Consider the following 11,849-nt stretch of genomic DNA (forward strand, 5'->3'; position numbering starts at 1 on the left):
TCCCGTGCCGGTCCCCTGCGGGGTGCGGTGCCGGGTGCCGTGCCGGGTGCGGCGCCGTTGCCGGGGGCGCTGCCCCCGGACCCCCGCGCCTCAAACGCCGGCGGGGCTGAAACGGCGCCGGACGGGGCTGAAAGAGGCCGGAAGTGAAATCACCGAAACGATCGCATCGGAGAATCGCCATGACAGCTGCCTCCCCACCGGAGGTGCTCCGCGCGCCCCTCGTCGTCGAGTTCCCCTTCACCCGGTCCCTCGGGCCCGTCCAGAGCGCCTTCCTCACCGGGCTGCGCGAGGGCGTCGTCCTCGGGGTGAAGACCTCCGACGGCAAGGTGATGGTCCCGCCCGTCGAGTACGACCCCGTCACCGCCGAAGAGATCCGCGAGCTCGTCGAGGTCGGCGCCACCGGAACCGTCACCACCTGGGCGTGGAACGACCGGCCCCGCCCCCAGCAGCCCCTGGACACCCCCTTCGCCTGGGTGCTGGTCAAGCTCGACGGAGCCGATACCGCCCTCCTGCACGCCCTCGACGCGCCCGGCCCCGACGCCGTCCGCACCGGGATGCGCGTGCGCGTCCGGTGGGCCGCGGAACGCACCGGCGCCATCACCGACATCGCCTGCTTCGAACCGTACGAGGGCCCCGGCGGCGGGGAGCCCGTCCCGCACGACGGGGACTTCACCGACGCCGTCACCGGCATCGTCGCCGAGGCCCGCCTCGACTACGTCTACAGCCCCGGCCGCGCCCAGACCGCGTACATCAACGCGCTCTCCGAGCGGCGGACCGTCGGCGAGCGCTGCCCCTCCTGCCACAAGGTGTACGTCCCGCCGCGCGGCGCCTGCCCCACCTGCGGGGTCGCCACCACCGACCAGGTCGAGGTCGGCCCGGCCGGCACGGTCACCACCTACTGCATCGTCAACATCAAGGCCAAGAACCTCGACATCGAAGTGCCCTACGTCTACGCCCACATCGCCCTCGACGGCGCCGGCCTCGCCCTCCACGGCCGGATCGGCGGCATCCCCTACGACCAGGTCCGCATGGGCCTGCGCGTCGAACCGGTATGGACCGACGGCGGCCGCTACCCCGACCACTACCGCCCCACCGGCGAACCGGACGCGGACTACGACGCGTACAAGGAGCTCATCTGATGTCCCGATACGCCCGCGAGGTCGCCGTGGTCGCCTTCGCGCAGAGCGACCACCTGCGCCGCACCGACGAGCTCAGCGAGGTGGAGATGGTCATGCCCGTCCTCCACCAGGTGCTCGCCGCGACCGGCCTGAAGGCCGCCGAGATCGGCTTCACCTGCTCCGGATCCAGCGACTACCTCGCCGGCCGGGCCTTCTCCTTCACCATGACCCTCGACGGGGTCGGGGCCTGGCCGCCGATCTCCGAGTCGCACGTCGAGATGGACGGGGCCTGGGCCCTCTACGAGGCCTGGGTCAAGATCCAGACCGGCGAGGCGGACACCGCGCTCGTCTACTCGTACGGCAAGTCCTCGCCGGGGTCGGTGCGCGACGTACTGACCCGCCAGCTCGACCCGTACTACGTCGCTCCGCTCTGGCCCGACTCGGTGGCCCTGGCCGCCCTCCAGGCCCAGGCCCTGATCGACGCGGGCGAGACCGACGAGAGCGCCCTGGCCGCCGTCGGCACACGCAGCCGGGCCGATGCCGAGGCCAACCCGCACGCCCAGCTTCGCGGCCCCGTCCCGCAGGGCGACTACCAGGTCCGGCCGCTGCGCACCGGGGACTGCCCGCCCGTCGGCGACGGCGCGGCCGCCGTGGTGCTGGCCGCGGGCGACCTCGCGCGCCGGCTGTGCGAACGCCCCGCCTGGATCACCGGTATCGACCACCGCATCGAGGCCCACAGCCTGGGCCTGCGCGACCTCACCGACTCCCCGTCCACCCGGCTCGCCGCCGAACACGCGGGGGTCTTCGAAGCGCCGGTGGACACGGCCGAACTGCACGCACCGTTCTCCTCCCAGGAGGTCGTCCTGCGCAAGGCGCTCGGACTCACCGACGGCGTGGCCGTCAACCCCTCCGGAGGAGCGCTCGCCGCCAACCCGATGATGGCCGCCGGCCTGATCCGCATCGGCGAGGCGGCCGCCCGGATCCATCGCGGCGCATCGAGCCGGGCCGTCGCCCACGCCACCTCCGGCCCCTGCCTCCAGCAGAACCTGGTCGCCGTCCTGGAAGGGGACGCAAGGTGAGTAAAGAGCCCGTGGCCGTCGTCGGAATCGGCCAGACCAAGCACGTGGCGGCCCGCCACGACGTGTCCATCGCCGGACTCGTCCGCGAGGCGGCGGCACGCGCCCTCGCGGACGCCGAGCTGACCTGGGCGGACATCGACGCGGTCGTCATCGGCAAGGCCCCCGACTTCTTCGAGGGGGTGATGATGCCCGAGCTGTACCTGGCGGACGCGCTCGGCGCCGTCGGCAAGCCGATGCTCCGCGTGCACACGGCCGGTTCGGTCGGCGGGTCGACCGCCCTGGTCGCCTCCAACCTGGTGGCGGCCCGCGTCCACCGCACCGTCCTCACCCTCGCCTTCGAGAAGCAGTCCGAATCCAACGCCATGTGGGGCCTGTCGCTCCCGGTCCCCTTCCAGCAGCCGCTGCTCGCGGGCGCCGGCGGCTTCTTCGCCCCGCACGTGCGCGCGTACATGCGGCGCACCGGTGCGCCGGACACGGTGGGCTCGCTCGTCGCGTACAAGGACCGGCGCAACGCGCTGAAGAACCCGTACGCGCACCTGCACGAGCACGACCTCACCCTGGAGAAGGTCCAGGCCTCGCCGATGCTGTGGGACCCGATCCGCTACTCGGAGACCTGCCCCTCCTCGGACGGCGCGTGCGCGATGATCCTCACCGACCGGGCGGGCGCGGCCCGTTCGCCGAAGCCGGCGGCCTGGGTGCACGGCGGGGCGATGCGCAGCGAGCCCACTCTCTTCGCGGGCAAGGACTTCGTCTCTCCGCAGGCCGGCAAGGACTGCGCGGCCGACGTGTACCGGCAGGCCGGCATCACCGACCCGCGCCGGGAGATCGACGCGGTGGAGATGTACGTGCCGTTCTCCTGGTACGAGCCGATGTGGCTGGAGAACCTCGGCTTCGCGGAGGAGGGCGAGGGCTGGAAGCTCACCGAGGCCGGGGTCACCGAACTCGACGGGGACCTCCCCGTCAACCCCTCGGGCGGCGTGCTGTCCACCAACCCGATCGGCGCCTCCGGCATGATCCGTTTCGCGGAGGCGGCCCTCCAGGTCCGCGGCCAGGCCGGGGAACACCAAGTTCCGGGCGCCCGCCGGGCGATGGGGCACGCGTACGGCGGCGGCTCCCAGTTCTTCGCGATGTGGCTGGTGGGGGCACAGGAGCCGACCTCCTGAACACAGGCCCGGCCGACGACGGAGGGGCCGGCCGGGGAGCCGGACCGGCCACGGGTGACGCACCGTGGCCTGTCCGGCACCCGCTGCGGTGGTTAACCTTGCCCCCGGACGACGTACCGGGAGGAGCACGCACGTGGCCGAGAGCATGACTTCACAGCCCCTCGCTGGCTGGGGGAAGCCGGACCTCGATCTCACCGAGGCCGAGTGGCAGTCGAGCAGCCGGGGAGTGGGCGACGTCCAGATCGCCTTCGTCGAGGGCTTCATCGCGATGCGCAACAGCGAGCGCCCCGAGAGCCCTTCGCTGATCTTCTCGCCGGACGAGTGGCACAAGTTCGTACTGAACGCGCGGGGCGGTGAGTTCGACCTCACCTAGGTCGTCTCTTTCGGATCTTGCCGGCCCGGCAAGATCCGAAAGAGACGGCCCAGGAAGCCGCGGGCATCCCGCACACGGCGTACCACCGGGGTGCGGAGCCGCCGCCGCCCCGGTGGCCGCCGAAATCCTTTGCGCCCCGTGGAGCGCCCCGGCAGGATGGGCCCGTGACGATCATCCGCCGAAAGGGCGATGCCGCGTAGCCGGCCCGGCGCCCTGCGCGCCGCACGAGGAACCCACGCCGGTCGGCGGCCACCCGCCTGGGCGCGCGAACTCCCGCCCGTGGACCGGCTGCCGGCCGCCGCGAGCGCCGAGGTCCAGTGGACGGCCCCCGGCCGCCACCACCCGCTCGGGGACCTGCTGCGGCGCTACCGCGCCTTCCTGCACAGCCCCGGCTCCCGCCTGCGGCCGGCCCGCGCCGTCTGCCCGGCTCCGCTCTGCGCGCTCGACGACATCGCCGTGGTCCGGGACGAGCTCGCCGACGCGTACCGGGCCCTGCCGCCCGGGGCCCGGCGCGCGCTGGGCCGCGTACTGCGGTTCCTGGACGCGGAGTTCCGCAGGCGGACGATGTTCGACCGGGACGCCGCCGCCACCGACCGGTCGGGGAGCCCACGCCCGTGGTGGCACCGGCGGCTGTACGCGGACGAGTGAGAGGGGCCGACGAGAGCGATAGGAGTACCCCGACCGGGCGGCTGACCAGGGGGCCGGCCGTGGCTGCAGCTCGGGGTGACCCTGGACGTCGGCGACGGGGACCCGGCGGCGGAGGCGGACCGCCTCGCGGCGCGCCTCGCGTCCGGCGACCGGCAGGAGTTCGCCGAGGTCCGGGGCGGCTCCGGGCACCACTCGGAGGGACGCTGAGCGAACCCGGCGCCCCGCGCGGCCGCGGACCGGGCGAAGCCGGGGCGGCCTCGGTAGGGTGACCGCATGAGTGGAGAGCAGGACCTGCGGAAACTCCTGAGCGGGATGCGGCCCGAGCTGAAGGAGGGGCGGTACGTCTTCTGTACCGTCGCCGGCAGCACCGTCCCCGCCGGGACCGCCCCCGTCGCCACCGTCCTGGAGGCCGAGGGGCTCACCCTGGTGCTGCGCCAGGAGGACGCCGACGCGGCCGGGCTCGCCTACGACTACACCGCCGGCTGGATCACCCTGCGGATCCACTCCGCGCTCGATGCCGTGGGACTCACCGCCGCCTTCGCCACCGAGCTCGGCGCACACGGTCTGAGCTGCAACGTCATCGCCGGCTACCACCACGATCACCTCTTCGTGGACGCCGACCGGGCCACCGAGGCCGTGGCCGTCCTGGAAGGCCTCGCCGCCCGCTCCGCACAGGACTGATCCTCCTCGGAAAAGAAGATCGGATTCTTTTCCGCAGTGGCATCCCTCGCGCCGTGCGCCGGGCGTACGCTGAACCCCCGAACAGGCCTGGGGGGTACCAGCCATGACGGACCGCCGGACCCGCACACGGCGCACCATGGTCGAACGCGATGCCGAACTCGCCATCGTCGACGAGGCCCTGGACGAGCTCACCGGCCCCGGGCCGGACGCGGGCGGCGCGCTGCTCGCCTTCTCCGGCCCCGCGGGACTCGGCAAGACCACCCTGCTCGCCGAACTGCGCCGCCGCGCCCACGCCCGCAACTGCACCGTCCTCGCCGCCCGGGGCGGCGAGCAGGAGCAGAGCCAGCCCTTCCACGTCGCCCGCCAGCTCATCCAGCCGCAGCTCGCCGGCACCTCCGAGCAGGAGCTGCGCGCCGCCCTCGGAAGCTGGTACTCCATCGTCGGCCCGGCCCTCGGACTCTGCGCCCCCGAACAGGGCGTCCCGCCCGACCCCCAGGGTCTGCGCGACGGGCTGGACTGGGTCCTCACCCACCTCGTCGTCAAGCGCGCCCCCGTCACCCTCGTCCTCGACGACGCCCACTGGGCCGACCCCGAGTCCCTCGGCTGGCTCGCCGCCTTCGCCCCGCGCGCCGAGCACCTCCCGCTGCTCCTCGTCGTCGCCTACCGCCCCGACGAACTGCCCGCGCACGCCGATGCCTTCCGTACGCTCCCCGGCCGGGCGGGGCAGCGCCCGCTGCCCCTGGCCCCGCTCACCCCGGCCGCCGTCGCCACCCTGGTCCGCGAGGCCGTCGGCGCACACGCCGACGACGCCTTCTGCCAGGAGGCCTGGGCCGTCACCACCGGCAACCCCTTCGAAGCCGTCGAACTCGCCGCCAAGGTCCGCGGCAAGGGCCTGACCCCGGTCGAGGCGAACGCCCCGCAGCTGCGCGACCTGGCCGCGGCCCAGCGCGGCAGCGGCCTCGTCGCCCGCCTCGAACGCCTCGGCCCCTCCACCGTCCGCTTCGCCTGGGCGTGCGCCGTCCTCGGCACCGCCATCCCGCAGGCCCTCGCCGCCCGGGTCGCCGCCCTCGGCGCGGAGGAGGCCGTGGACGCCACCCGGCGGCTGCGCGACGCCCGCATCCTCTCGGCCGCCGCCGCCGAGGAGGCCGACGCCGAAGCCGGGCTGGAATTCGTCCACCCGCTCATCGCCACCGCCATCTACCGCGCCATCCCCGACGCGCTCCGCGTCGCCCTGCACGGCAAGGCCGCGGCGGCCGTCGTCGACGCCGGGCTCGGCTCCTCCGCGGCCGCCCGCCACCTGCTGGAGACCCACCCCGAGAGCGACCCGTGGGTGGTACGCACCCTGCGCGAGGCCGCCGGCGAGAACCTCCGGGCCGGCGCCCCCGAGGCCGCCCGCCGCCAGCTCGCCCGCGCCCTGCTGGAACCCCCGGACTTCGACGAACGCGCCGCCGTCCTCTACGAACTGGGCTGCGCCTCCCTGCTCACCGAGCCCGCCAACACCGTCAACCACCTGCGGGCCGCCCTCGCCGAACCCTCCGACGACCCGGCCCTGCGCCAGGGCATCGTCATCCGGCTCGCCCAGGTCCTCGCGCACAGCGACCGGCTCGCCGAGGCCTCGGAATCGCTCGCGCGGGAGATCCCGTACACCCAGGACGTGCGCGCCCGGCTGCGCCTGCAGTCCGAGCAGTTCATGTGGGACGCCTTCAACGCCGCCGAGACCGACTCCCCGGCCCGCTCCCGTCGCCTCACCCGCCTCGCCGACCGGCTGACCGGGCGCGACCTCACCGAGCGGTACATCATCGGGCTGCGCGCCTGGGACGCCTGCCTGCGCGGAGAGCCCGTGGACGTGGTGCTGCACCATGCAGGACGGGTCCTGGAGCAGCCCTTCAGCTGGGCCCACGAGGACCGCGGCTTCGAGGTACCGGTCCTGGCCGCGATGGTCCACATGTACGCCGACCGGCCCGGACGCGCCGAGGAGCTGTTCGAGGCCGGCACCGCCGAGTTCGAACGGCACGGCTGGCGCGGGGCGCACCTCTCCTTCGCCTACAGCCTGCGGGCCTACGTCCGCTACCGGCGCGGGCGGCTCGTGGAGGCCGAGGAGCTGGCGCGCGCCGGGCTGCGGCTCGCCGAGCGCGTGGGCCGCCGCACCCCCGTGCACTGGTACGCCATAGCCATCCTCCTCACGACCCTGCTCGCACGGGGCCGGCCCGAGGAGGCCTGGGAACTGGCCCGGGAGCACGAGTACGGCAGCCCCTTCCCGGCGGCCGTGGTCTTCCCCGACTCCCAGACCGTGTACGCCGAACTCCTGCTGTCCCGGGGCGAGGTGCAGGCCGCGATCGTCGAACTGGAGGCGGTCGACCGGCGGCTGACCCCGCGCGGCATCCAGAATCCCGCCTGGTGCCCGTGGCAGCTGCACCTGGCCCGGGCGGTGGCCGCGGACGATCCGCAGCGGGCCCGTGCCCTGGCCGACGACGCCGTCCGGCGGGCCCGCGCCTTCGGCGCCGCCTCGGCCATCGGCCAGGCCCTGCGGGTGGCGGCGCAGGTCGCGGAACCGGCGGACCGGGCCGGGCTCCTCCAGGAGGCGGTCACCCTGCTCTCGGCCTCGCCGGCGGGCTACGAACTGGCCTGCGCGCTGGCCGCGCTCGGCACCGAACTGCACGATCGCGACCTGCTGATCCAGGCCGTCGTCACGGCGCGGGAGTGCGGCGCCGACGGCCTGGCCGCGCAGACGGCCGAGACCCTGCTGGGCCTGGGCGGTGCCCTGCCGTCGGTGCCCGCCCGGCAGGACGGGCTCACGGAGGAGGAGATCCGGGCCGCGGACCTCGCCGTGCGCTCCGAGAAGGAGCCCGTCACGGAGACGGTGGTGCTGCCCGCCCCGGACTGGGCACTGTCGGCGGCCTGCCGCAAGCTGGGCACCGACCGGCCCGGGCTCAGGGCGGCACTGGAGGCTTTCGCCCGTAGCTCAACGTGATCGGACACGCCACCCGGCGGGCAGGGTGGAGCCATGGACCACGTCGAGAGGCTCGCCCCCTTCCGCACCGAGGCGGCGGCCTTCGAGAAGGCGGTGCGCCGGGCGTTCGACCCGAAAGAGCCCGGGGCGCCGGTTCCGGCGGTCCCCTCGTGCCCCGGCTGGACGGTCACCGACCTCGTCCGGCACCTGGGCGGAGTGCACCGCTGCCTCGTGCACGTCCTGCGGGAGCGGCTCACGGCCCCGCCCGACCCCGCCCTCCTCACCCTCCCCGAGGCCCCGGACGACCCGGACGCACTCACCGACCGGTTCGCGCAGGGCGCCCGCGAGCTGGCCGGGCTCTTCGAGGAGCTGGGGCCGGACACGAGGCTCTGGACCTGGTCGGCGGAGCAGACCTCGGGATTCTGGCTGCGGATGCAGCTGATCGAGCTGGCCGTGCACCGCTGGGACGCCGAATCCGCGACCGGCACCCCGGGCCGCCTCGACCCGGACGTCGCCGCGGACGCCGTGACCCAGACGATCGAAGTGATGGCCCCGGCCCGCCGCGGCTGGCAGCAGGCACCACCGGGCACGGGGGAGAGGTACCGCTTCCGGCGTACCGACGGCCCGGAAACCTGGACGGTCCTCTTCTCGGGTGACCGGGTCCTGCTGGAGCCCGCCCCCACCGGCCCGGCGGACGTCGAGGCGGCCGGCAGCGCCTGCGACCTCGCCCTGTTCCTCTGGGGGCGCCTCCCGGCCGGCTCCCTGCGGGTCACGGGCGACGCCGCCCTGCTCCCGCACTGGTTCACCTTGGTCCCAGCGGTCTGACGGCCCGGGCCGACGGGACCGGCCCGGGCAGCTCCCCGGATGCGGGCCCCCGGGCCGGAAAACCCGCGCGGCCACGTACCATGGCGGCATGTCCTTCCTCCGCCGCCACCGCGCCGCCACACCCGCCGGCCCGGACTTCGACGTCCTGGCCATGGACCCGGGGGACTGGCCGGGCAATCTCGGGGCCGGGCTGCTGCCCGCGCCCGACGGCAGCTGCCAGGGTGTCTTCCTCCGCTACGACCTGTTCGGCGGACGCGGCCCCGCGATGATCATCGGAAACCTCCCCGAGGGCTCCCCGGCCCGGGACCTCAGCGACAGCCAGATCCCCTTCGAGGTGGCCCAGCTCCTCGACGCACTGGAGAACGACGAGGACGTCGAGGTCACCGGCGTCGAGGACTGCCCCGTCATGCAGGGCGACAACCTCCTCATCGTCCGGAAGATCAAACTGTCGGAGTCCCGCATCTCCTGCGTCCAGTTCGACCGCAGCGACAACGTGCTGGTCACCATCGCCAGCTGGGACCGCCCGATCACCGATGACCTCTACGCCCTCCTGAAGCCGCTCCCCGCCGAGCTCTTCCAGCAGGGCTGACCGCCTCCGGGATCGCCCACGGGCCTCATGCGCCCACGGGCCTCATGCGCCCGTAGGCCTCACGCGCCGTCCGCGATGGCGTTCGCCGCCACGTAGCCGAACGTCATCGCAGGGCCGATCGTCGATCCGGCCCCCGCGTAGCTGTGGCCCATCACCGCCGCGCTCGCGTTGCCCGCCGCGTACAGGCCCGGGATCACCGAGCCGTCCGGCTGCAGGGCCCGCGCCCGGGCGTCCGTCACGATGCCGCCCTTGGTACCCAGGTCCCCCGGCACGATCTTGAACGCGTAGAACGGCGGGACCCAGACGGGTGCCAGACACGAGTTCGGGTGCACGTTCGGGTCGGTGTAGTAGTGGTCGTACGCCGTGTCGCCCCGGTGGAAGTCGGCGTCGTCGCCGCTCCAGGCCTGGGCGTTGAACCGGCCCAGCGTCGCCCGCAGCGCACCCGCCGGCACCCCGATCTGGCCGGCCAGCGCGTCCCAGGTCCACGCTTTCTTCGCCGCGCCCGCCTGGTACCACGAGTCCGGGAAGGGCAGCGTCGGCAGGATGTCCTTGAACAGGTACTTGTTGCGGTAGTGCTGATCGACGATCAGCCACGCCGGAATGTGCGAACCGACCGCACCCCGGTCCTTCTCGTACATCACGTGCACCACATCGCTGTACGGCGCCGCCTCGTTGACGAACCGCGCCCCGTTCGCATTCACGATCAGCCCGCCCGGCAGGGTCCGTTCGGCGAGGCAGAAGTACGGCTCCCCGGGCAGCGGGATCGAAGGCCCCCACCACGCGTCGTCCATCAGCGCCAGTGAGGCCCCGGCCCGCTGCCCCGCCCGGATCCCGTCGCCGGTGTTCTCCTTCGCGCCCACCGACCACTGGGTGCCGATCGGCTGCTGCTGGTACTGCGCCCGCATCTGCGCGTTGTGCTCGAAACCGCCCGAGCCGACGACCACCCCGCGCCGGGCCCGTACGGTGCCCCGTACGCCCTCCTTCTCCACCACCACGCCGGTGACCGCGCCGCCCTCCTGGACCAGGTCCACGAGCGGGCTGTTCAGCCACACCGGAACCCCGGCCCGCTGAAGTCCGGCGCGCAGCCCGGCCGCCAGGGACTGGCCCATCGTCAGCGGCTTCTCCCCGCGCAGCGCGGCCTTCGTACCGCGCGCCAGGCACTCCGTGGACACGGCGAGGCCCTTGGCGCTCACCGCCGCCAGGTTCAGCCACTTGTAGTCCTGGCTGAAGACCACCATCCCGGCCGGGACCGGCATGTACGCCGGGTTCAGCCGGGCCAGTTCGGCGCCCAGGATGTTCCCGTCGATCTGGTCGGGCTCGATGGAGCGCCCGTTCGGCAGACCGCCCGGCAGGTTGGGGTAGTAGTCGCTGTACCCCTCCATGAAGCGGAACCGTAGCGGGCTGTTGGCCATGACGAAGTCCAGCATCCGGGGCCCATGGGCGAGGAACGCGGCCTGCCGGTCCGCCGGCACGTCGGGCCCGACGACGGCCGCGAGGTACGCCGCCGCCTTCTGCGGGGTGTCCGGTACTCCCGCGGCCAGGATCACCGAGTTGTTGGGCAGCCAGATCCCGGCCCCCGACCGTGCGGCCGATCCGCCGAAGGTCGGGGCCTTCTCGACCACGACCACGCTCAGCCCCCGCCGGGCGGCGGTGAGGGCGGCGGTCATCCCGGCGGCCCCGGACCCGACCACGACGACGTCGTACTCGCCGAGCGGGGGACCGTCCTGGGCGCTGTCGGCCCGGGCCGGGGCGGACGGCAGTACGGCGGCGGCGGCGAGCACCCCGGCGCCGGTACCGGCGAGGAGCGTACGTCTGGACGGGAGGGCGGCGGGGGAGGTGCGGGAAGCGCTTGCGGACATGGGCAGGCTCCAGCGGAGTCGGGGAGGAGGGGAAGTGCCTCCAGCATTTCTGATGCTGAGTCAGAAAAGGTGTTCGGGGGATCATGTGATGTCAAGGCATCCGGCACCCCGGCACCCCCGCGACGCCGCAGAGCGGTCAGCCCTCCGCCCGGATCCGGGCGTCCAGTTCCTTCACGTGCCGCTTGAGGGCCACGGTCCGGTAGCTCTCCTCCACCCACTCGCACAGCACCTGCACGGAGGGCGCGCCCTGCCCGGCCAGCGGCACGGACACCCAGCCGGAGCGGCCCAGGCCGTAACCGGTGGGTTCCGCTCCCGGTGCGGTCATCGCGTGTCCGTGCAGCGCCTCGTCCTTGAGCTTGACGGACAGACCGGGCTGCTGGGGCCCGTCGGTGTTCCCCAGGAAGACGAAGATCTTCTTGTTCACCTTCACCACACAGTCCTCGGGACCCCAGGGATGGTCCTCCACGGCCTCGGGAAGGCCGAGGGCGAACTCCCGGACGGCCTCCCACTTGCGCACTCCGGACTTCATCAGCGCCTCCCGTCGATCGTCTCCCCACGCTAACG

At 73.8% G+C, this 11,849-nt stretch carries 12 protein-coding genes; 10 read left to right on the forward strand and 2 right to left on the reverse strand.

The window, feature by feature from the left end:
• Positions 1 to 179: 179 nt before the first annotated feature.
• The 10 genes from B6R96_RS32175 (at position 180) to B6R96_RS32215 (ending at position 9,426) form a co-directional block, all read left to right on the forward strand.
• The gene (locus B6R96_RS32175; RefSeq protein ID WP_081524424.1) at positions 180 to 1,139 is read left to right on the forward strand and encodes a Zn-ribbon domain-containing OB-fold protein; all 960 of its coding nucleotides are present in this window, start codon (positions 180 to 182) and stop codon (positions 1,137 to 1,139) included.
• Positions 1,139 to 2,197: a thiolase domain-containing protein gene (locus B6R96_RS32180; protein ID WP_081524425.1), complete on the forward strand. Its 1,059-nt coding sequence runs from the start codon at positions 1,139 to 1,141 to the stop codon at positions 2,195 to 2,197. Before B6R96_RS32175 ends, B6R96_RS32180 begins: the two co-directional genes overlap by 1 nt.
• Positions 2,194 to 3,360: a thiolase domain-containing protein gene (locus B6R96_RS32185; RefSeq protein WP_053170054.1), complete on the forward strand. Its 1,167-nt coding sequence runs from the start codon at positions 2,194 to 2,196 to the stop codon at positions 3,358 to 3,360. The genes B6R96_RS32180 and B6R96_RS32185 overlap by 4 nt, the downstream gene beginning before the upstream one ends.
• A gap of 145 nt (positions 3,361 to 3,505) precedes the next feature.
• The gene (locus B6R96_RS32190; protein ID WP_221511185.1) at positions 3,506 to 3,733 is read left to right on the forward strand and encodes a DUF397 domain-containing protein; all 228 of its coding nucleotides are present in this window, start codon (positions 3,506 to 3,508) and stop codon (positions 3,731 to 3,733) included.
• 189 nt (positions 3,734 to 3,922) lie between these two features.
• The gene (locus B6R96_RS32195; RefSeq protein ID WP_159396393.1) at positions 3,923 to 4,381 is read left to right on the forward strand and encodes a hypothetical protein; all 459 of its coding nucleotides are present in this window, start codon (positions 3,923 to 3,925) and stop codon (positions 4,379 to 4,381) included.
• Positions 4,382 to 4,456: 75 nt separating this feature from the next.
• Complete coding sequence (locus tag B6R96_RS38550) at positions 4,457 to 4,588, forward strand: hypothetical protein (RefSeq protein ID WP_257789507.1); 132 nt, start codon at positions 4,457 to 4,459, stop codon at positions 4,586 to 4,588.
• A 66-nt stretch (positions 4,589 to 4,654) separates the two neighbouring features.
• On the forward strand, positions 4,655 to 5,062 hold the full coding sequence (locus B6R96_RS32200) for an ACT domain-containing protein (RefSeq protein ID WP_081524427.1): 408 nt from the start codon (positions 4,655 to 4,657) through the stop codon (positions 5,060 to 5,062).
• A 103-nt stretch (positions 5,063 to 5,165) separates the two neighbouring features.
• Positions 5,166 to 8,033 (forward strand): ATP-binding protein, encoded by a 2,868-nt coding sequence (locus tag B6R96_RS32205; protein ID WP_081524428.1) that lies wholly within the window; start codon positions 5,166 to 5,168, stop codon positions 8,031 to 8,033.
• A 33-nt stretch (positions 8,034 to 8,066) separates the two neighbouring features.
• On the forward strand, positions 8,067 to 8,837 hold the full coding sequence (locus B6R96_RS32210; RefSeq protein WP_081524429.1) for a maleylpyruvate isomerase family mycothiol-dependent enzyme: 771 nt from the start codon (positions 8,067 to 8,069) through the stop codon (positions 8,835 to 8,837).
• A gap of 88 nt (positions 8,838 to 8,925) precedes the next feature.
• Complete coding sequence (locus B6R96_RS32215) at positions 8,926 to 9,426, forward strand: hypothetical protein (RefSeq protein WP_081524430.1); 501 nt, start codon at positions 8,926 to 8,928, stop codon at positions 9,424 to 9,426.
• A gap of 59 nt (positions 9,427 to 9,485) precedes the next feature.
• On the opposite strand, the gene kstD is transcribed toward B6R96_RS32215, so the two are convergent.
• Positions 9,486 to 11,285 carry a 3-oxosteroid 1-dehydrogenase gene (kstD, locus tag B6R96_RS32220; protein WP_081524431.1) on the reverse strand — a complete coding sequence of 600 codons (1,800 nt, stop codon included), beginning with the start codon at positions 11,283 to 11,285 and terminating at the stop codon, positions 9,486 to 9,488.
• 136 nt (positions 11,286 to 11,421) lie between these two features.
• The gene (locus tag B6R96_RS32225) at positions 11,422 to 11,814 is read right to left on the reverse strand and encodes an MmcQ/YjbR family DNA-binding protein (RefSeq protein ID WP_237291572.1); all 393 of its coding nucleotides are present in this window, start codon (positions 11,812 to 11,814) and stop codon (positions 11,422 to 11,424) included.
• Between the last annotated feature and the right edge of the window lie 35 nt (positions 11,815 to 11,849).

It is taken from the genome of Streptomyces sp. Sge12 (genome assembly GCF_002080455.1).
Taxonomy (GTDB): domain Bacteria; phylum Actinomycetota; class Actinomycetes; order Streptomycetales; family Streptomycetaceae; genus Streptomyces.